Annotated in this window: 21 protein-coding genes; 7 read left to right on the top strand and 14 right to left on the bottom strand. The window is 49.8% G+C overall.

All coding sequences use genetic code 11. The features are described 5' to 3' along the window. Positions 1-12 precede the first annotated feature (12 nt). Together M4I31_RS16625 and M4I31_RS16620 are read right to left on the bottom strand one after the other, a co-directional pair. Positions 13-654 carry a type A-2 chloramphenicol O-acetyltransferase CatII gene (locus M4I31_RS16625; protein WP_001011939.1) on the bottom strand — a complete coding sequence of 214 codons (642 nt, stop codon included), beginning with the start codon at positions 652-654 and terminating at the stop codon, positions 13-15. Between the two features lie 149 nt (positions 655-803). Next, positions 804-1,304 (bottom strand): hypothetical protein, encoded by a 501-nt coding sequence (locus M4I31_RS16620; RefSeq protein WP_001239317.1) that lies wholly within the window; start codon positions 1,302-1,304, stop codon positions 804-806. Positions 1,305-1,383: 79 nt separating this feature from the next. Here M4I31_RS16620 and M4I31_RS16615 point away from each other — a divergent pair, with 79 nt between their 5' ends. Next, the gene (locus M4I31_RS16615) at positions 1,384-2,088 is read left to right on the top strand and encodes an IS6-like element IS26 family transposase (protein WP_001067855.1); all 705 of its coding nucleotides are present in this window, start codon (positions 1,384-1,386) and stop codon (positions 2,086-2,088) included. Positions 2,089-2,121: 33 nt separating this feature from the next. On the opposite strand, the gene M4I31_RS16610 is transcribed toward M4I31_RS16615, so the two are convergent. Both M4I31_RS16610 and dsbG read right to left on the bottom strand, forming a co-directional pair. Next, positions 2,122-3,033: a LysR family transcriptional regulator gene (locus M4I31_RS16610; RefSeq protein ID WP_161668093.1), complete on the bottom strand. Its 912-nt coding sequence runs from the start codon at positions 3,031-3,033 to the stop codon at positions 2,122-2,124. 206 nt (positions 3,034-3,239) lie between these two features. Next, positions 3,240-3,986, bottom strand: coding sequence for a thiol:disulfide interchange protein DsbG (gene dsbG / locus M4I31_RS16605; RefSeq protein WP_085047538.1), 747 nt, complete (start codon positions 3,984-3,986; stop codon positions 3,240-3,242). A gap of 365 nt (positions 3,987-4,351) precedes the next feature. Here dsbG and ahpC point away from each other — a divergent pair, with 365 nt between their 5' ends. Both ahpC and ahpF read left to right on the top strand, forming a co-directional pair. Beyond that, positions 4,352-4,915, top strand: coding sequence for an alkyl hydroperoxide reductase subunit C (ahpC, locus tag M4I31_RS16600; RefSeq protein WP_004859485.1), 564 nt, complete (start codon positions 4,352-4,354; stop codon positions 4,913-4,915). A 150-nt stretch (positions 4,916-5,065) separates the two neighbouring features. Continuing rightward, positions 5,066-6,631, top strand: coding sequence for an alkyl hydroperoxide reductase subunit F (gene ahpF, locus M4I31_RS16595; protein ID WP_038638660.1), 1,566 nt, complete (start codon positions 5,066-5,068; stop codon positions 6,629-6,631). Between the two features lie 101 nt (positions 6,632-6,732). Here ahpF and M4I31_RS16590 read toward each other — a convergent pair whose 3' ends face one another. The 8 genes from M4I31_RS16590 to M4I31_RS16555 all read right to left on the bottom strand — a co-directional run bounded on the left by M4I31_RS16590 (position 6,733) and on the right by M4I31_RS16555 (position 14,878). Beyond that, positions 6,733-7,293 (bottom strand): desulfoferrodoxin family protein, encoded by a 561-nt coding sequence (locus M4I31_RS16590; RefSeq protein WP_085047537.1) that lies wholly within the window; start codon positions 7,291-7,293, stop codon positions 6,733-6,735. 13 nt (positions 7,294-7,306) lie between these two features. Next, positions 7,307-8,968: a medium-chain fatty-acid--CoA ligase gene (gene fadK / locus M4I31_RS16585; protein WP_085047536.1), complete on the bottom strand. Its 1,662-nt coding sequence runs from the start codon at positions 8,966-8,968 to the stop codon at positions 7,307-7,309. Positions 8,969-8,971: 3 nt separating this feature from the next. Then, positions 8,972-10,294, bottom strand: a complete 1,323-nt coding sequence (locus M4I31_RS16580) for an aromatic acid/H+ symport family MFS transporter (protein ID WP_085047535.1) — start codon at positions 10,292-10,294, stop codon at positions 8,972-8,974. Positions 10,295-10,360: 66 nt separating this feature from the next. Continuing rightward, positions 10,361-10,645, bottom strand: a complete 285-nt coding sequence (locus tag M4I31_RS16575) for a ferredoxin family protein (RefSeq protein WP_085047534.1) — start codon at positions 10,643-10,645, stop codon at positions 10,361-10,363. Next, positions 10,642-11,934, bottom strand: coding sequence for an FAD-dependent oxidoreductase (locus M4I31_RS16570; protein ID WP_038638671.1), 1,293 nt, complete (start codon positions 11,932-11,934; stop codon positions 10,642-10,644). The genes M4I31_RS16575 and M4I31_RS16570 overlap by 4 nt, the downstream gene beginning before the upstream one ends. 45 nt (positions 11,935-11,979) lie before the next feature. Then, on the bottom strand, positions 11,980-12,936 hold the full coding sequence (locus M4I31_RS16565; protein ID WP_085047533.1) for an FAD-binding protein: 957 nt from the start codon (positions 12,934-12,936) through the stop codon (positions 11,980-11,982). A gap of 20 nt (positions 12,937-12,956) precedes the next feature. Further along, positions 12,957-13,721 (bottom strand): electron transfer flavoprotein, encoded by a 765-nt coding sequence (locus tag M4I31_RS16560; protein WP_085047532.1) that lies wholly within the window; start codon positions 13,719-13,721, stop codon positions 12,957-12,959. An 11-nt stretch (positions 13,722-13,732) separates the two neighbouring features. Continuing rightward, the gene (locus tag M4I31_RS16555) at positions 13,733-14,878 is read right to left on the bottom strand and encodes an acyl-CoA dehydrogenase (protein WP_085047531.1); all 1,146 of its coding nucleotides are present in this window, start codon (positions 14,876-14,878) and stop codon (positions 13,733-13,735) included. A gap of 407 nt (positions 14,879-15,285) precedes the next feature. Between M4I31_RS16555 and M4I31_RS16550 the strand changes: the two genes are divergently transcribed. The 4 genes from M4I31_RS16550 to M4I31_RS16535 all read left to right on the top strand — a co-directional run bounded on the left by M4I31_RS16550 (position 15,286) and on the right by M4I31_RS16535 (position 20,156). After that, positions 15,286-16,452: an acyl-CoA dehydrogenase family protein gene (locus M4I31_RS16550; RefSeq protein WP_038638685.1), complete on the top strand. Its 1,167-nt coding sequence runs from the start codon at positions 15,286-15,288 to the stop codon at positions 16,450-16,452. A gap of 124 nt (positions 16,453-16,576) precedes the next feature. Beyond that, the gene (locus tag M4I31_RS16545; RefSeq protein ID WP_085047529.1) at positions 16,577-17,890 is read left to right on the top strand and encodes an MFS transporter; all 1,314 of its coding nucleotides are present in this window, start codon (positions 16,577-16,579) and stop codon (positions 17,888-17,890) included. Between the two features lie 32 nt (positions 17,891-17,922). Further along, positions 17,923-19,137, top strand: a complete 1,215-nt coding sequence (locus M4I31_RS16540; protein WP_038638690.1) for a CaiB/BaiF CoA-transferase family protein — start codon at positions 17,923-17,925, stop codon at positions 19,135-19,137. A 68-nt stretch (positions 19,138-19,205) separates the two neighbouring features. Then, positions 19,206-20,156 carry a helix-turn-helix domain-containing protein gene (locus tag M4I31_RS16535; protein WP_085047528.1) on the top strand — a complete coding sequence of 317 codons (951 nt, stop codon included), beginning with the start codon at positions 19,206-19,208 and terminating at the stop codon, positions 20,154-20,156. Positions 20,157-20,203: 47 nt separating this feature from the next. Here the strand turns inward: M4I31_RS16535 and uspG are convergent, their stop codons facing one another. Both uspG and rnk read right to left on the bottom strand, forming a co-directional pair. Beyond that, the gene (gene uspG, locus M4I31_RS16530; RefSeq protein WP_016152215.1) at positions 20,204-20,632 is read right to left on the bottom strand and encodes a universal stress protein UspG; all 429 of its coding nucleotides are present in this window, start codon (positions 20,630-20,632) and stop codon (positions 20,204-20,206) included. A 188-nt stretch (positions 20,633-20,820) separates the two neighbouring features. Further along, positions 20,821-21,231, bottom strand: coding sequence for a nucleoside diphosphate kinase regulator (gene rnk, locus M4I31_RS16525; protein ID WP_005120853.1), 411 nt, complete (start codon positions 21,229-21,231; stop codon positions 20,821-20,823). Between the last annotated feature and the right edge of the window lie 179 nt (positions 21,232-21,410).

Below are 21,410 nucleotides of genomic sequence, written 5' to 3'. Positions count from 1 at the left end.
GAATTAATTAATTTATTTCAGTATGTTATCACACATCAGCTGAAGTGTATTGATAAACCTTGCTGCATGAAAACCATCACAGACTGCATGATGAACCTGTACAGAAACAGGTAATAGTACGCGGTCACCTTCCTGCTGAAACTTTGCCATTGTAAAAACCGGGGAAAAATAATCATCATTTCCGGTGATATTCAGATTAAATCCGTCAAAACTCACCCAGGGTAACGATGATATATTCAGGTGATTCTCCGGTAAATTTCCCTGCGGAAACAACCTGGTATCATGCTGATATTCTGCTGTTACCGCGTTATAACCCGCCATAAACTCACTGAGATCCGGAAAATAACGGCAGGACAGTGCGGAGAATGTTTCGGTTTCTTTATGAAAGACAGTAAAGACCGGGTCTGACTGTTCCCAGTAAATCAGTTCATTATCTTTCATTGCCATCCGGAACTCCGGAAACTGATTAACAGCCCGGGAGATCAGGTAAATCATCAGCGGATAAAACTTATAACCGGTTTTCGCCAGTGCAGTACGCAAAGCGGTAATATCGAGTTTGGTGGTCAGGCTGAATCCGCATTTAATCTGCTGACGATAAAGGGCAAAATGTTCCCTGCGATTCCAGGTATTCAGGTCAATCCGGGTAAAATTCATGGTTATTCCTTCTGATTAATAGTGAAAAATATTAATAATCAGAAGGCAGTCTGGTTGTCTCAATGGGTAACATTCCGTCCTCCGTAAGCTGTCTGGTATTCAGTAATAATACCCGATACGGGCTTAATCTGTATTAAGCCCGGTTTTATTTATTCCGGCCACTCATCCGCAAATACATAGCGGATCAGTTCTGCGGATTCACGGGGCGGTGCTCTCAGCACATCCGCCATTAAATCAATTTCCATCTGACAGGTTTGCAGCTTGTCTTCCGCCAGCACATACGGATCATCCGTCAGGAAACTATCGCCGTATTTATCCACCGACCCCTGTATTTGTGCCGAAAATAATGACTGAATTTCATCAGCGGAATAATGCGCAACCGGAGCCCCTTCACCGGCTGAATTCACCAGATCCAGCAACGCTCTGTTACCGATAATAAAGTCACGGTACCCGGCGGAAGCCTTTTTCATATCCGGCGGGCCAGACACTTCCGGATGCAGCACACGAAAGCAGAAGTCACCGGAGGTATCCTGCGCCAGTGCTTTCTGCAAAAATTCCAGCCGCATTTTCCCGTAATTAATCACCGCGTCATCCCCCGCGAGATAAAGCAGTTTTTTAATATTTTCGGTGGCCCACTGTTGCAGGCGCATATAGTACTCTAAACAGGGCACTGTTGCAAATAGTCGGTGGTGATAAACTTATCATCCCCTTTTGCTGATGGAGCTGCACATGAACCCATTCAAAGGCCGGCATTTTCAGCGTGACATCATTCTGTGGGCCGTACGCTGGTACTGCAAATACGGCATCAGTTACCGTGAGCTGCAGGAGATGCTGGCTGAACGCGGAGTGAATGTCGATCACTCCACGATTTACCGCTGGGTTCAGCGTTATGCGCCTGAAATGGAAAAACGGCTGCGCTGGTACTGGCGTAACCCTTCCGATCTTTGCCCGTGGCACATGGATGAAACCTACGTGAAGGTCAATGGCCGCTGGGCGTATCTGTACCGGGCCGTCGACAGCCGGGGCCGCACTGTCGATTTTTATCTCTCCTCCCGTCGTAACAGCAAAGCTGCATACCGGTTTCTGGGTAAAATCCTCAACAACGTGAAGAAGTGGCAGATCCCGCGATTCATCAACACGGATAAAGCGCCCGCCTATGGTCGCGCGCTTGCTCTGCTCAAACGCGAAGGCCGGTGCCCGTCTGACGTTGAACACCGACAGATTAAGTACCGGAACAACGTGATTGAATGCGATCATGGCAAACTGAAACGGATAATCGGCGCCACGCTGGGATTTAAATCCATGAAGACGGCTTACGCCACCATCAAAGGTATTGAGGTGATGCGTGCACTACGCAAAGGCCAGGCCTCAGCATTTTATTATGGTGATCCCCTGGGCGAAATGCGCCTGGTAAGCAGAGTTTTTGAAATGTAAGGCCTTTGAATAAGACAAAAGGCTGCCTCATCGCTAACTTTGCAACAGTGCCATTCTTTTTATATATGAGGCAAAGGAATCGTTAGAAAGCGAAGCGCGGTTATACATCAAATACAGTTTTGCTGACGGCAATTTTATACCGATGCTAATCTCTTTGAGATTAAAGACAGGGGAGAAAAATTCGTACAGAACTCTGGGTATAATACCAATGATATCAGTGTGTGATATAACGTTAACGATTGAAATCAAAGAGTCGCTACTGAAACCAATATCACGATTGGCTAAAAGTTGATTCGTTTGTGACTGATACTCTTTCATCCCCTGTTCCTCAGTGAGGAGTAATGTAAATTTTTCCTTTAATAATTGTTCTACGGTACTTGAATCATTAATTCTGGGATGGTTACTGTTACGGACTAACACCCCTTCGAGCGTTTTGACCGGCGTGCATACAATGGAGCGGTTATGTACTGGTACGATTGTGAATACCAGATCCGCTTTGCGGTAAGATAGAATATTTTCAGCAGTTTCTGCGCTCATTAGAATGTCGTGATGTTCAATCTCAATATCAATATCAGAACCTTCTCTGAGAGAATGAACCATCTCGTATAAATTTAAATTGGTTGCCATTTGCGGGCTATAAATAATAAATTTTTTCTTTAAACTGGAGTTATGCATGATGTTAATTGTTTGCTCCAGTGAGTTGAGGTTTTGTTCCAGATGATGATGAAGATTGATGCCAGTTACCGTAGGCGTGATGCCTTTTCCCGAGCGAATGAACAATGGATCGTTAAACTGAGTACGAAGTCGTTGCAATGACTGACTCACGGCCGAAGGTGTAATAAAAAGTGTTTCTGCAGCCTTGCTGATGCTCAGGTGCTGATAGATACATTCAAAAATAACAAGTAGGTTTAGATCGAATTTTTTAAGATCGTAAAGATTAGCCATGTATACTTTCCTCTGACGGTAAAATTTGAAATAATTAAATTATGAAATGGTTTGAAATGTACTTATTTACAGACTTTATGTTTCAGTGCTTAATGAACGATTAATTTAAACTAACATAGCACAAAACACTTTATTTTCACGAGAAAAAAAAGAAGTGTGGTGAGTGATTGAAATGAGAACGATAACAATCACTCATTTTATTACCTTTATTTATTTCCCATGATAATGTTTAATTTCTCCTGATCGGGTAACCCGACTTCCTGTTGCAGCGTATTGTCTTTACTCATGTAGTAGATGGCTGGCGTCACGTTAGCACCCAAATCATCCATCAACTTTTGATTGATATTGAGTATCTTCATCTGCTCGGGCGGGAGAGAGGCAGGAATTTCCAGCTTCATTTTGCCGCCGGAGGCTTCATAGTCATGCCAGGTTTTGGCCGGATCTTTTGTCGACAAGATTGCGGCAGCTGTTGCCGGGCTTTCAGGTTTGATTACGCCCACCAGTAGCGTACGCAACTGAACTTTACCGGAATCGACCCACGGACGCGCCTGCTGCCAAAACTGTTTGCAATAAGGGCAGAAGGGATCGGCGAACACGTAGACAATCACCGGGGCCTCTTTCTTACCATCCAGAATCCATGAGGCTTTTTCCATTCGCTGCCACATCTCGCGCCCTGCTGGGGCATAGATCTCTTTTTCTATCAGTGCATTACTGAGGTTTTCACCTTTCTCATTGTACATGTAGCCTGAGATAGCATGTTTGCCGTCGGGCGTGACGTAGATAGTGACGCCCATATCCTGATATTTACCCAGATAACCTTTCATTCCGCCAGGGGCATCGAAAGGTTTCAGAATAGTAATGCCCTGTTTCTCAATGGCTTTAACAGGGGCAGGTAGCTCTTCGGCATGAACGATAGCGGGAAGTAAGGATAAGAGTAAGGTACGCTTGAACATTGATTTTCCTTATAAAATCAGAAGGAAAGGGGACTGAATTGCAAAACCTATCACAGCCATAGGTAAGATCGACAGTCTGTCGATTGCCCTTTCTTTAGTTGGGTGATGTAATCCCAATCGCTGTTACGACCTTTGTTAAGGTAATGTAGAGCGCAACACATAGCCAGTTCTGCTGGTACTGAAGTTACCTGCGGGTAGCTCGGGTAATGAGGCTCCCTGCAAAGGGGGCCTTTTTACTTTTGTCTTTTAGGTTCGATTGAGGAAGTTGTTAGTTAACGCTTATTGATTTGATAAAGGAAACGCATTAGCCCTTGGAAGAGATTTTCGTTAACTTATCTCTCAACGAAAACACGGAGGAAGTACAGATGTCTTTGATTAATACCAAAATTAAACCTTTCAAAAACCAGGCGTTCAAAAACGGTGAGTTCATCGAAGTAACCGAGAAAGATACCGAAGGTCGCTGGAGCGTCTTCTTCTTCTATCCGGCTGACTTCACCTTCGTATGCCCGACCGAACTGGGCGACGTTGCAGACCATTATGAAGAACTGCAGAAACTGGGCGTAGACGTTTACTCTGTTTCTACCGATACCCACTTTACGCACAAAGCATGGCACAGCAGCTCTGACACCATCGCAAAAATCAAATATGCAATGATCGGCGACCCGACTGGCGCCCTGACCCGTAACTTCGACAACATGCGTGAAGATGAAGGTCTGGCTGACCGCGCAACCTTCGTTGTTGACCCGCAGGGTATCATCCAGGCAATCGAAGTTACCGCTGAAGGTATCGGCCGTGATGCGTCCGACCTGCTGCGCAAAATTAAAGCCGCACAGTATGTTGCATCCCACCCAGGTGAAGTTTGCCCGGCTAAATGGAAAGAAGGTGAAGCGACACTGGCTCCATCTTTAGACCTGGTTGGTAAAATCTAAGCTAATTTGTAGGCCGGATAAACGTAGTGCATCCGGCATTCCACAGGCGCAAATTTGCGCCTGTTTCATTCCAGCACCATGACGCAAGTTGCATTAATGCAGTCCCGCGAAGTCGGCTTGCATGATGATGTTTTCAGAGAGGGAAGAAGAATGCTCGACACAAATATGAAAACCCAGCTCAGGGCTTACCTTGAGAAACTGACCAAACCTGTTGAGCTGATTGCTACGCTGGATGACAGCGCTAAATCGGCAGAAATCAAGGAACTGCTGACTGAAATTGCTGAACTGTCAGAAAAAGTCACCTTCACAGAAGACAATACTCTGGCAGTGCGTAAGCCATCGTTCTTGATTACCAATCCTGGCTCTCACCAGGGGCCGCGCTTTGCGGGTTCTCCGCTGGGCCATGAATTTACCTCGCTGGTGCTCGCGCTGTTGTGGACCGGTGGTCATCCGTCAAAAGAGGCGCAGGCGTTGCTGGAGCAGATCCGCGATCTCGACGGTGATTTTGAATTTGAAACCTATTATTCACTCTCCTGCCATAACTGTCCGGACGTGGTGCAGGCGCTGAACCTGATGTCGGTACTGAACCCACGCATTAAACATACGGCGATTGACGGCGGTACGTTCCAGAATGAAATCACCGATCGTAACGTGATGGGCGTTCCGGCGGTATTTATGAACGGTAAAGAGTTCGGCCAGGGTCGCATGACGCTGACTGAGATCGTGGCGAAGGTGGACACCGGCGCAGAGAAACGTGCGGCTGAAGAGTTGAACAAGCGTGATGCTTATGACGTACTGATTGTTGGTTCTGGCCCTGCGGGAGCGGCTGCGGCGGTGTACTCTGCACGTAAAGGTATCCGCACCGGTCTGATGGGCGAACGTTTTGGCGGTCAGGTTCTGGATACCGTTGATATTGAAAACTATATCTCGGTACCGAAAACCGAAGGCCAGAAACTGGCTGGCGCGCTGAAAGCACACGTTGATGACTATGATGTTGATGTGATCGACAGCCAAAGCGCCAGCAAACTGGTTCCTGCGGCGCAGGAAGGTGGGCTGCATCAGATTGAAACGGCATCCGGCGCGGTGCTGAAAGCGCGCAGCATTATCATCGCGACCGGTGCGAAATGGCGCAACATGAATGTTCCGGGCGAAGATCAGTATCGCACCAAAGGCGTAACTTATTGCCCTCACTGTGATGGCCCACTGTTTAAAGGCAAGCGTGTGGCGGTGATTGGCGGTGGTAACTCCGGTGTTGAAGCCGCTATCGACCTGGCGGGCATCGTGGAACATGTGACGCTACTGGAGTTTGCTCCTGAAATGAAGGCCGATCAGGTGCTGCAGAATAAACTGCGTAGTCTGAAAAACGTCGACATCATTTTGAATGCGCAAACGACAGAAGTAAAAGGCGATGGCAGCAAAGTCACTGGGCTCGAGTATCGTGACCGCGTGAGCGGCGATGTTCACAGTGTAGAACTGGCAGGTATTTTTGTTCAGATTGGTCTGTTGCCGAACACCAACTGGCTGGAAGGTGCCGTTGAACGTAACCGCATGGGTGAAATTATCATTGATGCGAAGTGCGAAACCAGCGTGAAAGGTGTTTTCGCTGCAGGTGACTGCACAACCGTACCCTATAAGCAGATCATCATCGCGACAGGCGAAGGCGCGAAAGCCTCGTTAAGCTCCTTTGATTATCTGATTCGCACCACAGTAGCATAAAAAAGTAAGACTCACCTGCAATGCCAAAACCGCCAGTCATTCGCTGGCGGTTTTTTATTTCGCTAAAGCGCGCACAACATGCTGACCTGCAATGTGATCCGTCAAAATGTGTACCGCCACAACCCATGCTGGTTGCACCAGGTATAGGCTGAAAATCCTCGTTTGCAGTTGAATTTACACTGTTTCCCTTTACAGATTGGGCGATCGCAATAAACATAAGCATCATTGCCCGCGAGTGCAAAAGTGGCTTCCGGCGGCGCGCCTGGCGGCAGATATTTAAATTGTCCCCCCTGAAAGGTGTAAATAAAGATCCACTCCAGATAGTGATCTGCCGTCATTGGATGCGCCGGATTACCTACCGTTACGGAAAGCGTATTTGATTCAAATCCCCCGGAAATGGTCATCAGTGGTTGATGCTGTTGGGCGAGCGCATCGGTAGTAGTGGCATCATTAACCCGTAACGCGACGAGTGTTTTTCCACAGCAGGTTATTGGGGATGTTGCGTCACGTATAGCCATGCTGACAAGGAACGCCCCGCACTGAGGACAACGGTAGAAGTTCGGGTTAGGGCGGATAAAAGTGGGTTTGGTACTGTTTTTAATCCGGTTTGATACCCTGCGTACGTTGCGGGAATGTTCGGGAACAGTATGAGTTAGAGACATAACGCGCTCCTTCTTACGCCGAGGTTGTTAGACCAGTCGTTTCTTGCGAGAGGGATGCCAGACGCTGGAGAATATCCTGTCGGAGAATGTATTTTTGAATTTTGCCTGAGGCCGTACGCGGTAATTTGTCTATAACAACCAGATATTCCGGGTATTTATATTTTGCGATACGCCGTTGAGCGAAAAACGCGATGATATCAGCCAGCTGAAGCGTTTTTTGTGAATGACTCAGCACGACATAAGCGCAAGAACGTTCACCCAGGCGTTTATCCGGCATGCCCACCACAGCGGCATCGTGGATATCCGGATGAAGCAGCAGAATATCTTCTATTTCGCGACTACTGATGTTTTCACCGCCACGGACAATAACGTCCTTTTTTCGGCCAGTTATTTTGATATAGCCGTCTTTATCCATCCGGCAATAGTCGCCGCTGTAATACCACCCGTCGTCGTCAAGTACCTGGTCGGTCAGTTCCGGTTCATCAAGATAGCCGACAAAAACATTGGGGCCGCGAGAGGCTTCTTCGCCCTCATTATTTTCCGCCAGAGTCATCTTCTTCTGGTCGACCACTCTGATTTCAACGCCTGCAGCGGCTCTGCCATCCGTGTTCATTTGATGAGTCAGAGAGTCATGCGGTCGCACTATCGCATGGGGAGCACTTTCTGTACTTCCGTATACGCCAAGGAGTTGAATCCCTGCCTGGTGACATTCCTGCAGAAGTTTTCCTGGGATTGTGGTTCCCCCGCACAGAAAGAAGCGAAGAGAAGAGAGACTGCTGCGCTGTGCTTTGGAAGCATACAGCAGATCGCACACGAACGGTGTTGCCCCCATGATGCAGGTGCAGCGCTCTTGCGCCAGTAATGCCAGGCACTCTTGCGGAGAAAATATGTCCATCAATACGCTGCTGGCGCCTGTTAAAAAAGGGGCGGTCACGCCATGCAGAAATCCTGTTGCATGGGCTAGTGGAGCGGGCATGAGAATCGAATCCGTCCAGTTTATATTGAGCGCCGCGCAGAAGGTTCGTTCACTGGCGATGATGGTATTGTGCGTCAGCATCACGCCTTTGGGATGACCTTCCGTACCGGAAGTAAAAAGAACAGCCGCCAGGTCGTCGCTATGCGTTAGGACGTGATGCGCTATTGGCGGAGAATCATTGAGGATCTGGCTCAGAACGGGGCCTGTGGGCGCAGGCGCCAGCTTATCAACCGCCACCACCTTCTCAAGCCAAGGCAGATCGGAACGGAGTGCGGCGACCCTATCTGCCGGGTTGTCGTTTTTAAAACTCGTTGGTGTAAACAGTATCCGGGCCCGGGATTTATTGAGTATCCAGGTCAGTTCACACTCCCTGAAAGCAGGCAGGAGCGGGACGATCACGGCTCCGCTTTTCAGACAGGCCAGATAAATTATCGTGAATTCACACCAGCCGGGCAACTGGAGCGCCACGCGATCGCCCGGGCGGATACCGGCGTCGATGAGCCAGGACGCCAGCCGTCCCGCGGCAATATCCAGCGCTTTATAAGTATAGTTATCCCCCCGATTATCGGTGACCGCCACTTTGTCTGCATACGCTTTGGCCGACAGGGACCAGTAATCGGCTAATGTCGCATCTCCCCAGTGGCCCTGTTGCCGGTATTGCGCTTTACGCTCGGCATTGATTTTTAGGTTCGTTGTCATTGGTTATGTCTCAGACTGAGTTCTTTTTTTGCAATACATCGCCAGTGCGCCAGCCAGTAGCGGCAGAGGCAAAAACAGAAAGACGTCACTGAATGTCCAGCCTGCTGCGAGCATGAGCGAACCCACGCCTGCGCTGGTAATCGCGCCCAGCCGGCCAATGCCCGTTGCCCAACCAACGCCGGTTGCCCGTATTGAAGTCGGGTAAAAGTGCGCAGCCAGTGCATAGCAACCGGGGTTGATCCCGTTGAGAGTGAAGCCAAGAATAAGAACCAGGGCATAGAGCAGGAAAAGCGAAGGGGTGAACAGCCCCAGAATTAATGCGCCGCATATGCTGCCTGACAGCGTCAGAATAATAGCCTCGTGTTTGCCCCAACGATCCATTTCAATACCAATGCAAAAATTGCCTATCATGCCGCCTATCTGAAAGACAGACCCCATAATGACGGCTTGAGAGAGCGTAAGTCCGGCATCTTTTATCATCAGGGGTAACCAGCTGGATAAAAGGTAAACGCTGAAGAGTCCGACAAAAAGCGTCAACCACAGCGCCACCGTTCCCAGCGTGTAAGGGGGATGCAGCAGTGACTTTGCCGTGCTGGCGCGAGCTTTTTGCGGCTCGGTGGTGTAAAAACGCGTATCTTTGTCTGCAATTCCGGGAATAAACAGATTTAGCAGGCGAACCAGGCGCGCATCGTTACCGGCGTGCTGCACCAGATACAACATCGATTCAGGTAAACAACGCAGTAAAACCAGTGCCAGCAATAATGGCAAAATGCCGCCTGCGATAAGCACGGCGCGCCAGCCAAACGTTCCGAGCAACTGTTGGCTAAGTATGCCTCCCAGCGCTGCGCCAGAATTAAAGCCGCAATGGATCACCGTTGACAGGCGAGAGCGATAACGGTGGGGGGCGTACTCTGCAACCAGCGTCGTGATGTTGGGCATGGCTGCGCCTAACCCGAGTCCGGTAATAAAACGAAAAAAAGTCAGGCTGGATAAATTCCAGGCCCCGGCAGAAAGCAGGCTGCTGAGACCAAAAAAGACAACTGACCCAATAATTAGCTTTTTACGTCCATAGCGGTCAGCCAGCGGGCCAGAAATTAAAGAGCCTGCCGCCAGCCCCAATAATCCACTCATCATGGCCGGGCCCAGATCTTGTTTGGATAGTTGCCAGTGATCTATTAATGCCGGAGCAATGTAGCCAATTGCCGTGACATCGAAACCATCAATACCCAGAACAAAAAAACCGAGAAAGACAATAAACCATTGCCGTTTGCTGATGGGGTGTTTGTCTAAAATCGTACTGATATCAATTTGATTCTGTACTGACATGGTCTTCTCCCTGAACCGCGAACACGAGGTATCTCCTGATACGGCGATATGCTGTTTTGCAGGGGGTTAGCCGAAGCGAAATTCAACGCCAAACGTTCCTTGTGGATATTCCCATTTTTGTAGAATGGTGTGTGAACACAGCACCCGGCATGTGCCGCATTCGAGGCAGCCAGCATAATCAAAGTGAATATTGCCAGCGTCATCCTGGCGATATAATCCGGCGGGGCAGGCGAGGATCAGTTTACGGAACTGCTCTGAATCGGGGTTTTCCACCAGGACAATATGGGGATGGCTTTCATCGACCCTGAATTTATTCGTGCCCAATTTCACATCGACGTTCACGGTATTCATAATGCGCGAACTCCTTTAATGCCGTCTTTTAAGAGATTAATTAATCCGATTTTTTTGCCGTGCGCTAATACTGTCGAGCACAGTGAAGCAGGGGCCTTGCCGTTGACGGTAAACAGAGACGCCATGAGATCGGTTGCCATTTGCGGATATTGTTGAAAAATTCGCGGGTTCTCCATCATTGCAGGGAGGCGGCGGTAGTGGCGCATATCGCGTAACACCGCGCTTTTCTCCAGTGTGTTGGGATAAGCCTGGAGTTTTCCTTTACTGAAATCATTGGCATTTTTCGCGGCAATGACCGTTTGCGCCGCCACATTGGCTGCTGTGATGGCGAGATCCATACCCCGCACGGTATAGCCCAGATTCAGACACATTCCGGCCGCATCACCGACAATCATCACTCCGTTCTCGACTAACGTTGGAACCATATCTATCCCGCCTTCCGGCACCAGATGCGCGGAATATTCCTGTAGCGTACCGCCTTCGATTAGCGGACGGATAGCAGGATGCTGTTTGAAGTCTTCCAGCATTTGCGGCACGGTTTTACGGGCATGCTCGATACCGTCGAGGCCACATACCAGACCCAGTGAAAGCGTATCGCGATTGGTATACAAGAAACCGCCGCCCATTAATCCGTCTGACGGTGAACCGGCAAACAGCCAGGCGGCGCCTTCGTTACCTGTTAGCCCGAAGCGCTGCTGAATTTGTGCGGATGGCAGTGAAATCACCTCCTTCACACCAACGGCATAATGGTGCGGCGATGATTCTGGCACCATACCGATAGCGCGGCCCAGCAGAGAATTTACACCGTCGGCGAGGAGAACCACATTTGCCTCCAGGGTATCGTCTCCGGCCTGAACTCCCGTCACTCGTCCATTTTGACGAATCAGTGAATCTACTCTGACGCCGGTGATGAACTGAGCGCCAACGGCTTCTGCTTGCGCCATGAGCCAACTGTCAAATGTGCGGCGAAGCACCGTCCATGATTCTGCGACCGGGGCCTGTTGGGGGAGGCTCGCGAGATAGTCCAGCGTGACAGCGCTTTCTGTTGTAAGAAAGGAAATTCGCTCCCTGACTACTTTTCTTTCAACGGGGGCTATATGGGTAAAACCCGGCATAATTTCTTCCAGGCTGTGCGTGTAGAGTCGTCCTCCGGTCATATTTTTACTGCCCGCAGTATCACCACGCTCAATGACCAGCACATCCAGTCCTGCTTTTGCCATTACATAAGCGGCGATGCAGCCTGAGATGCCTGCGCCGACAACAATGGCGTCAAATTTTTCGTCCGACATCGCTTTTGCTCCTGTTGCCGCCATTCGGGATGGCGGCGTTAAATGTTAGTGCTGCAGCAGTTCCGTTAATGCCGGGACGACTTTATATATATCGCCTACCAGCCCGTAGTCGGCGTACTGAAAGATTGGCGCATTCTTATCTTTATTAATGGCGACAATGGTTTTGGCGCCATTACCGCCGACCATATGCTGTATCTGCCCTGAGATGCCCAGCGCCAGATACACATCGGTTTTAAGCAGTACGCCAGAAACGCCAATGTAACGTTCACGATCCATCCAGTGCTCACCTTCAGCAATGGGGCGAGAACAGCCGACTTCCGCATTCAGCGCAGCGGCTAAATCCCAGATCATATGCAGATCGTCTTTGGCCGCTAAGCCACGCCCAATACCGACGACACGACGGGCTTTACTGAGATCGATGCTGCTGAGCGATTTTGCCCGGCGCGCTTTGCATAAAAGCTCATGTTGCGGTGGGATATAGCTGACGGGCATGGGAGCAAGCTGATGCGGCGCATTTGCTTCCAGCGGCTCGAATACGCCACTCGAAACGGTCACGATAGCCGTAGGTGTGTTAATTTTTTCCCGACCAAACGCCAGACCGCCATACATTCGATGTTCGGCATACAGTTCGCCATTCTCCAGCGCCAGGCTGGTGGCATCATTAATCAGCGCTGATTGCAGCAGGATGCTAAGCCTGGCCGCCAGGCTTTTTCCTCGTCGGGTTGCCGCCAGAAGGATTAATGTGCCCGTCCTGAGCGCACTGTCGTCTTTTTCGGTATTTTGTATCAGGGCAACGAGGGTTTCTGCATAGTTTTCTAACCGTTGCTGTTCTGACTTTCCGCTCAGGACGTACGCCGCGTCGGCATGTTGTACCTGCAAAGCCTCGCTCTCATCCCAGATGACCGCACTCACGTGTTCACCGAACTGCTTTGCTCCTGCAAGGAGATCCGCGTAACGGTCGGCGCTGTCACTCACTACCCATACCTGATTGATTTTGCTCATTCCCAGCTTCTCCGTTGTCTTCAGTTCAGCACTTTATTGAGATGCTCTGCCAGGCGAGCGATATCTTCTGCGCCGTCGCCTTCAATGATGATGTGTTTACGTTCTGCCTGCTGCGGGGCATAAATATTGACCATTTCGGCCTCGGGAGACACCGGCGACCAGCCGATGTCATCGGCCGTCCATTGGGTAACGGGCTTTTTCCCTGCGCCGAGAATCGCTTTCATGGAAGGAATACGCGGTTCATTAATATCTGACGTGACGCACAAGACGGCAGGAAGCGGCACATCAATAATCTCTATTTCATTTTCCAGTGTGCGTTCGACCGTAACGTAGCCGTCATGGATTTCAATGTGGCTGACGGCATTGACGGTGGGCAGATGAAGCATTTCCCCGACACGCAGCCCGGTTTGCTGTGCATAGAGATCGCCAGAGCCTTCGCCACACAGCAGCAGATCAAAACCGATTTTCTTCGCTGCTGCGGCAATGACCCGGGAGGTTTCGTGCGCAAGCGCAGTTGACAGCCGCTCGTCGCGCACCAGGTAGAGTCCATGAGGACCTCGGGAGAGTAAATCTTTTCGCAGTTTGGCGTTATCCAGCGCCTGACCGCCAACGCACAGGGCTATGACTTCATCGTTTTCACCGGCCAGCAGGACGGCCTCTTCAATAGCATTGAGGTCGAATGGGCTGATTTTTTCTCCAGCACGCGTTGTGTCCAGCGTTCTGTCGGCGGTGATACTGATGTCTTGTTCTTCCGCGACCAATTTATAACAGGCAAGTAATTTCATGACGTATCCTATTATTTTTCATACTGTTTCAGGATCTGACGGGCTGAGATATACACCATAATCTCGTCAGTACCGCCACCGATGCGGTTAACACGGGTATCTCGCCAGAAGCGGGATACCCGGCTGTCATTGGTGTAACCAAGGCCACCTAAAATCTGCATCGCATCGTCAATGACTTCACAGGCTGACTGTGCGCAATACAATTTGCACATCGGCGCGGACAGGCGCATGGGTAAATCGTTGTCACATTCCCATGCCGTGCGATAGACCATGTTTTTCATGTTTTGGATTTTTATCGCCATTTGGGTCAGCTTGAGCTGAATCATCTGGAACTGGCCGATATTTTTATCGAACTGAATACGTTGGTTGGCGTAGCGGGCGGCATCTTCAAAGGCGCATTCCGCCACACCCAGCGAGTGTGCGGCGATGACGAGACGTTCAATATCGAAGTTTTCCATCATGTGAATGAAGCCGTAACCTTCGCGGCCCACCATCGCGCTTTCTTCCAGTTCAACGTTATCGAGAAAAACCTCACAGTTGCTGACCATGTGCCAGCCGATTTTGTGCAGGCTATTACGCTTAACGCCCGGCATGTTTGGATCCACCCACCACAGGGTGAAGCAACGCTTCGGATCTTCCGGTTCGGGATTGCGTGCCAGCACCAGCATGTATGGGTAATCTTTGGCGCCCGTGATGAACGTTTTTTGCCCGTTCAGATAAACTTTGCCATTTCTTCGGGTATAGGTTGTGGCGACGCGGTTATTATCCGATCCCGCCTGCGGCTCGGTGAAGGCGAGTGAATAGGCAGGGATCCCGGTCAGCCCGACTTCAGCCGTTTTCGCCAACTGTTCTGCATTGCCAAAGCGCTGCATATTATGGATGCATTGGCCTTCCGTCATAATGTAGGCGGGAGCTCCCATGCGCGCGATTTCCTCCAGAACCAGCACTTGCGTCATCATATCGGCGGGGATGCCGCCGAGTTCTTCTGGAATGCCTAACAGCCCCACGCCGCTTGCGGCCAATGCCTGAAAGAACTTGCTGGGGAAGGCGCCATTTTCATCACAGGTCTTGAAATATTCTTCGGGAAAATCTCGTGTTATCAGTTCGCGGATACTGGCTAAAAGCAGTTCCTGCTCTTCGGTCAGGCTAAAGTCCATGATGTCTCCTCAATGATGCCTGCTGATAAGAATTGATGTTTCGGACGATGTTCATTTCTTTATATTCTGATCGTGCCTGGACGCCGACTTGCAGAATAATTGGTATGAGGAGAATAAATTCAGCGGGCATTAATGATGCATAGACATATTTAACAACGTCCTGGACAAAACGAGCATTTAGTATGTTTTTGTGATGCGGGTTCAGAAATAAGCGCTGGGTTTTGGTGATGTTCGATTTGTCCTGTTTTTGGTTAAATCTGTCAATGTCAGGAGGACGAATTTTATTTTTATAATCCATCACGTTAATTCATGGAAACAGGTTGGTTAGAATATCTTATCTTTTATATATTCATATTCTTATGGCCTGCATTCTTACCTGAGTATTCAACGTGGAGTGGGGTTGGTATATGTCCATTTTATCTCAGCAGCAACTGGAAGCATTGAAGAAAAAAGTCAGAAAGGTTACCGAAACTGAGCTGGAAGAAATTCAACTGGAAGTTGAGCGGACGAATGTCTTTCCTGACTCTTATTACGACGTTTGCCGTAAAAACGATCTGTTTCGTCTGGCAATGCCTGAAGAATTTGGCGGTATGGGACTCAACTGCGAACAGTTCTTTTCGGTGATGGAAGAGTTTTGCCGCGGGCCTGGTGGGATGCGTATGAACCTGCACCACGCCAACGGATTGAACTGGCGAATTATGTACGATCATGGCGCAGAAGATTTGCGTGCTAAATGGTTACCGCTGCTGGCAAATAAAGATGCGTATATTAACTTTGCATTAACTGAGGCGGATTGCGGTTCGGGTGCAGATATTCGTACTACCGCGGTTAAAAAAGGGGATAAATATATTCTTAACGGAACTAAAACGTTGATATCTCATACGGATATATCCGATGGGAGCTATGTTATTGCGGTTACGGATGAGAATAAGCGTAAAAAGGGTGGCTTAACAGCATTCTTTATCGAAACGAATACCCCCGGTTATTACATTGATCCTATGCCGCATATGATGGGGTGCCGTGGTGCGGGTCATGCTTATCTGCGTTTTGAAAACTGCGAAGTCCCTGCGCATAACATTATGGGGAAAGAGGGCGATGGCCTGGATATTTTCATGAATGCGCTGGCGCATTCACGCGCCATGATTGCCGTAACCTGCCTTGGCATGTCACAGCGCTTCCTGGAGCTGGCGATTGCCAGAGCAAAAGATCGTGTGACTTTCGGTAAGGCTCTCGTTTCTCGCCAGGCGATTCAACAAACGCTGGCGGATATGGGCACGCAGGTACATGCGCTGCGCGTCATGCTGCGCGACTGTGCGCAAAAATTCGACCGTGGCGAAGATATTGAGATGGTTTCAGCCATGTGCAAACTGCACGGCATTGATACCGTGCGTACGGTATCGGATAGCTGTCTCGAAATCTTTGGTGGTATTGGCTATTTCGAAGATAACCCGTATGGCCCGGTAGAAAGGATGTACCGCGATGCTCGTGCCCTGTGGTTTGAAGAAGGCCCACGTACCGTGCAGCGACTGACTATCGCACGCCCATTGATTGCCGCAGGTGGTGAGATTCGCTAGTCCGGGGGCGTTTGCACCGTGTCAGAGGTTAGCCGATTGTACGGGACACTAACCTCAGTTTTGGTCGTACGTCGCTGTTTATCCTGTGGCTACGGCCATTTTTGCTTTTTTGCGAGAGTGACCTATGAGTACATCACCAGGGAACAGACGCTGGGGCATTATTGTCCTGCTCATTATTGATTATTTCGTCATGTTTGTGGCGCGAAGTGGGATGTCGATGTGTGGGCCTGCATTAATGCAGGAATATGGCTGGAGCGCTATGCAGTTTGGCTGGGTATCCACGGCGTTTTTCATTGGCTATGCCGTCACAATGTTACCCGCGGGTTTACTGGCGGACAGGTTTGGCGGCGGGGTCGTTTTGGTGACTGGAACATTATGGTGGGCAGTTTTCACATTTCTAACGCCGTTAGGATCAACGCTGGGCATTATGATGTTGCTGCGTATTCTGGTCGGGATTGGCCAAGGGTTGCTTGTGCCGGCTAACTTTTCACTGGCGGCAAAATGGGTACCTAAGCATGAAGCCGGAATGGCGACAGGATTATTGCAGATAGGTTGCCCTACTGGTATTGCCGTTGCCATGGTTCTGGCTGCATGGATAGTCCAACGCTGGGACTGGCAGGCCGTGTTTTACGTTGTATCGGTACCCGGCGTACTGTGGTGTCTACTGTGGTGGAAGCTCGGCAGCAACCGTCCGCAACAGGATACATTTATCACCCAGGGTGAACGAGACTATATTCTGGCTGGGCAAGTCTCTACTGAAATCTCTCCGGCCACACAAAATGAGCCGCTAAGTAAAGGCGATATTCTGGCAACCCCTTCAGTCTGGGCATGCGCCTTATGTTACTTTTGTACCAATTACCTCTTTTTTCTCTTCATGACCTGGCTGCCAACCTACTTTGCTATGGGGCGTGGAATCGATCTCAAACAAAGCGCGATTTTTTCTATGCTGCCGTATCTGGTGGCAATCTTTGCCTATCCGCTGGGGGGCGTAGTTACTGATGCCGCATGTCGTCGATTTGGACAAAACGTCGGACGTAAGATTTCTCCGGTACTGGGGTTATTATTAGCTGGGGTATTTTTGATCCTCGGCACTCAGGCAAATAGCTTGTGGAGTGCCGCCACGCTTATCTCTGCGTCGAACTTCTTCCTGTGCTTCACGATGGCTGCACACTTTTCAATTCCTATTATTTTCTCGCAAAAAGACACCGGTATGTTGGTCGGGCTGAACGGGGTGTTCGGGACGTTGGCGGGTATTCTCTCGCCTGTACTCGCTGGCTGGGTGATTGATGTCTCCGGTGGTCAGTACGAGTACGCACTGTATCTGGGCGCGGGCGTGGCGATTGTCGGAGCATTCTTTATGTTAATTGCGCGCATTCGGCCAATAGAAAAGAAATTAGCACGCGTAAGCGCCGGTGGCCGTAAAGGATTTGCCGGTTAAACAGGCTACTCATTATTGAGGGAATATGACGTATGAGACCATTAGAGGGCGTTAAGGTCGTTGATCTGACATCATTTCTGGCTGCGCCAACGGTAGCGCGTATTTTAGGTGATTGGGGGGCGGATGTGATCAAAATCGAACCGCCTATCGGCGATCCTGGTCGTACGCAGGCGTCAGTTTTTAATATGCCGTATGAAGATGATGAGAATCCGGCATTTGATATTTCCAATGCCAATAAGCGTTTTCTGTGCCTGAATTTGAAACAGGAGCGAGCGAAAGAAATTGCCTGGCGTATTCTTTCCACCGCTGATGTGGTAGTGACCAGCTATCGGACGAAAGCGCTGGAGCGGCTGGGGTTCTCATGGGAAGAGTTGCACCTGCGTTTCCCTCGTTTAATTTTCGCTCAGATTCTGGGGTACGGTGAGCAAGGACCAGAAAAAGATACCGCAGGGTTTGATGCGACGGCCTATGTTTGCCGGGGAGGGATCCTGGGGTCGACAAACGAACGGGGGGAAACGCCGATTAACTCAGTTAATGGGTTTGGCGATTTCCAGGCCTCCATGTGTCTTGTTTCGGGTGTCTGCGCGGCGTTATATGGTCGTACGCTCTCCGGACAGGGGGATAAGGTCACTGTGAGTCTGCATCATACCGCGTTGTTTATGATGAGTATTGCCGTCACATCGGCGCAATACGGCAACGTATATCCTAAATCCCGTTGTGAAGTCGCGAACCCGTTCAACAATACCTATAAAACCCGTGATGGTCGCTGGATGGTAATTTGTATCCCAGAGTACGATCGCTTTTTCAATAAGTTCATGACGCTACTTGGTCGCGAAGATTTGGTCGACAGTCCCGAGTTTTGTCGTATTGCCGATGTCAATCTGCATGGACGTAACCGGGATATTATCAGGATCATCAGTGAGCAGGTCGCTAAACGCTCGCTTGATGAAATGATGCAGATGTTAAAACAAAACGACTTTGCTCATGAGAAAGGCTTCACGCCTGATGAAATCCTTGACGATGAGCAGGCGTGGGCGACGGACTGTCTGAGAAATGTTGAATATATCACTGGTAACCGACGCGTGCTGGTGACCCCTCCTGTGAACATTGGCAGTATGGGGCCTGCACAAATTCGTCCATCCCGCAGATTAGGGCATGATTCGCAGCAAATTCTTTTGGAATACGGATATTCTGTCGAGGAGATAGCGCGTTTGAATGCTGACGGCGCGGTCATTATGCCCGCATAACCTTAGCCCGCCAGGGGATGACACCGTTGCCGCCTGGCGGGTCCATTTGATTGGGTGGGGAAGCATTGATGACAACGACCATTCCTACTTATGCGTTATATGGCGAGCAGTCGGAACCAGGCTGGGAAAATTTCTTTAATGTAGAAATGATCTCATTGCGTTCAAAACCCCTGAACTGGAAAGCCAGCCCGCATATTCATGACTCATTGATTCAGACCCTCTTTATTCAGAGTGGCGAGGTTGATGTTTTAATGAATTACACCCGGATGAAGTTGAAGGGGCCGGGTCTCATCCTTGTACCTGCGCAGACCGTTCACGGTTTTGATTACCGACCCGGTACGGAAGGGATGACGATCACTGCCTCACAAGGGCCAATGGAGTCGGTAATGGGATTATTGGCGCCCAACGTTCTCACTCTGATGCATAAGCCCTGCGTAATCCCCCTCGATGGCTCCCCAGAAGACGGGAAAATTATTCAGGGTTTTTATCAGTCTTTACAAAAAGAGATGCAGAAACCGAGGGTTAATCATAAGGCAATGTGCATTTCGATTTTTATTTCCATCCTGGTTCACCTCACGCGTATCAGTACCCTGACAGAAGAACAGCAGAAATTTGATATCTGCTCGCGTAAAGCCTCACAAATAAACAAATTCCTCCTGCTGGTGGATCAGCGCTTTCGCCAGCGGCTGACCGTTAATGATTATTCTGAAGAGATGGGTATGTCCCCGGGGCATCTGTCGCGCTTATGTCGGATAACATTAGGCATGTCCAGCCTGGATGTGATTAATATGCGCGTACTGCAGGAAGCCCAACAGGAGCTGGTCTACACCTCTAAGACGATAAAGCAGCTTGCGGCTTTTTTAGGATTCAATGATGAAGCCTACTTTACGCGTTTTTTCCATAAACATACGGGTGTCAGCCCAGGACAGTACAGGGAGTTGGCCTTACAAAAAATATCTACAGGGGAGGTATGCCAGGTTATGGGCGCTGCCGATGAGAAAGAGTGCATCACGGAATAACCCCCACCCGTAAGACGGGTGGGGGTGTTACAGTAAATCAGACACAGTTAACGGACAACCAGTACCGGCAGAGTGGCGTGGCGGACAACGCTGGAGGCGTTTGAGCCGAGCAGGTGGGTACTGATGGACGGGTTACGTGACCCAATGACCACCACATCCGCATTCAACTCTTCACCCAACTCGTTGACCACGTCACGGACGCTACCAAAGCGCACGTGTTGTTTAATGCGGGAGGGATCGATGCTGAAGTGACCGACCATTGTTTGCAGACGCGTTTCCGCTTCGTGTTGCAGATGCTCTTCAAAACGACGAACGTCTGCCGCAAAGCGGTGCAGGCTTAAGCTCGCTGAGCCTGGCAGCACATGCAGCAGATGGATAACGCCGTTTTCCTGTGCCAGGAATTCTGCATGGCGAATAGCCTTGTCACTCAGTTCCATTTCGAATACATCAACAGGCATTATGATTGTGTTGTACATAAACATTCTCCTTGTCATTACATGAACACATAACAGCATAGTATTAAAAATGATTCTGTCAGTCACGGCACAGATTTATGTTTTGCGAACAGGAAATAACGTGAGGAGCGGGGAGATGAGGAGTAACCGGAAAGAGGATGCAGATGCATCCCCTGCAAGATAAAGCGAATAGCTTTGATAAGACAGAGTTAGCGCAGGTAGTCGCCCGCAGCTTCTGGTTGGTACTCAAGCTCGATGACTTCGAGGTGTGTTGATGTACCGCCCGGCAGTTCCCAGTGAATGGTGTCGCCAACGCGCAGGCCCAGCAGTGCCGCGCCAACAGGCGCCATGACGGAAAGCTGTGTGCTGCTGTCAGTCATATTAGCCGGATACACCAGGGTACGCACACGGACTTCGCCATCACTCAGATTGCGGAATTTCACGCGGCTGTTCATGGTCACGACATCGTGCGGCATGGTTTCTGGAGAACACATTTGCGCGCGATCCAGCTCGGCGTTCAGGGCGTCGGCAATGGGTAAACCAGCAAACGCAGGTTGCTCCAACAGGCGGTCAATGCGTTCCGCATCGAGGTCGTTAATGATGATAGTTGGTCTGGACATTTATTACTCCATGTCGTCGATACTGCGGGTGCGCAGGTAAATAATCCCAAAAGAAAACCCTCACCGTCAGGCGGCAAGGGTTTAGCTTGTATGATGATACTGAGACTTACCCCATGTTTGAAGTGATTTAGTTCACATTCAGGTAAATCATCAATATTGTCGCATATGGTGTGATTTTA

It is taken from the genome of Citrobacter sp. XT1-2-2, from assembly GCF_023516235.1.
GTDB lineage: Bacteria > Pseudomonadota > Gammaproteobacteria > Enterobacterales > Enterobacteriaceae > Citrobacter > Citrobacter werkmanii.
This window is presented reverse-complemented; position numbering and strand designations above follow the sequence as displayed.

Bases quoted from the DNA above. Each gene is read 5' to 3' on its own strand.
- M4I31_RS16625 (WP_001011939.1), bottom strand. From the start codon at position 654: ATGAATTTTACCCGGATTGACCTGAATACCTGGAATCGCAGGGAACAT.
- M4I31_RS16620 (WP_001239317.1), bottom strand. From the start codon at position 1,304: ATGCGCCTGCAACAGTGGGCCACCGAAAATATTAAAAAACTGCTTTAT.
- M4I31_RS16615 (WP_001067855.1), top strand. From the start codon at position 1,384: ATGAACCCATTCAAAGGCCGGCATTTTCAGCGTGACATCATTCTGTGG.
- M4I31_RS16610 (WP_161668093.1), bottom strand. From the start codon at position 3,033: ATGGCTAATCTTTACGATCTTAAAAAATTCGATCTAAACCTACTTGTT.
- dsbG (WP_085047538.1), bottom strand. From the start codon at position 3,986: ATGTTCAAGCGTACCTTACTCTTATCCTTACTTCCCGCTATCGTTCAT.
- ahpC (WP_004859485.1), top strand. From the start codon at position 4,352: ATGTCTTTGATTAATACCAAAATTAAACCTTTCAAAAACCAGGCGTTC.
- ahpF (WP_038638660.1), top strand. From the start codon at position 5,066: ATGCTCGACACAAATATGAAAACCCAGCTCAGGGCTTACCTTGAGAAA.
- M4I31_RS16590 (WP_085047537.1), bottom strand. From the start codon at position 7,293: ATGTCTCTAACTCATACTGTTCCCGAACATTCCCGCAACGTACGCAGG.
- fadK (WP_085047536.1), bottom strand. From the start codon at position 8,968: ATGACAACGAACCTAAAAATCAATGCCGAGCGTAAAGCGCAATACCGG.
- M4I31_RS16580 (WP_085047535.1), bottom strand. From the start codon at position 10,294: ATGTCAGTACAGAATCAAATTGATATCAGTACGATTTTAGACAAACAC.
- M4I31_RS16575 (WP_085047534.1), bottom strand. From the start codon at position 10,645: ATGAATACCGTGAACGTCGATGTGAAATTGGGCACGAATAAATTCAGG.
- M4I31_RS16570 (WP_038638671.1), bottom strand. From the start codon at position 11,934: ATGTCGGACGAAAAATTTGACGCCATTGTTGTCGGCGCAGGCATCTCA.
- M4I31_RS16565 (WP_085047533.1), bottom strand. From the start codon at position 12,936: ATGAGCAAAATCAATCAGGTATGGGTAGTGAGTGACAGCGCCGACCGT.
- M4I31_RS16560 (WP_085047532.1), bottom strand. From the start codon at position 13,721: ATGAAATTACTTGCCTGTTATAAATTGGTCGCGGAAGAACAAGACATC.
- M4I31_RS16555 (WP_085047531.1), bottom strand. From the start codon at position 14,878: ATGGACTTTAGCCTGACCGAAGAGCAGGAACTGCTTTTAGCCAGTATC.
- M4I31_RS16550 (WP_038638685.1), top strand. From the start codon at position 15,286: ATGTCCATTTTATCTCAGCAGCAACTGGAAGCATTGAAGAAAAAAGTC.
- M4I31_RS16545 (WP_085047529.1), top strand. From the start codon at position 16,577: ATGAGTACATCACCAGGGAACAGACGCTGGGGCATTATTGTCCTGCTC.
- M4I31_RS16540 (WP_038638690.1), top strand. From the start codon at position 17,923: ATGAGACCATTAGAGGGCGTTAAGGTCGTTGATCTGACATCATTTCTG.
- M4I31_RS16535 (WP_085047528.1), top strand. From the start codon at position 19,206: ATGACAACGACCATTCCTACTTATGCGTTATATGGCGAGCAGTCGGAA.
- uspG (WP_016152215.1), bottom strand. From the start codon at position 20,632: ATGTACAACACAATCATAATGCCTGTTGATGTATTCGAAATGGAACTG.
- rnk (WP_005120853.1), bottom strand. From the start codon at position 21,231: ATGTCCAGACCAACTATCATCATTAACGACCTCGATGCGGAACGCATT.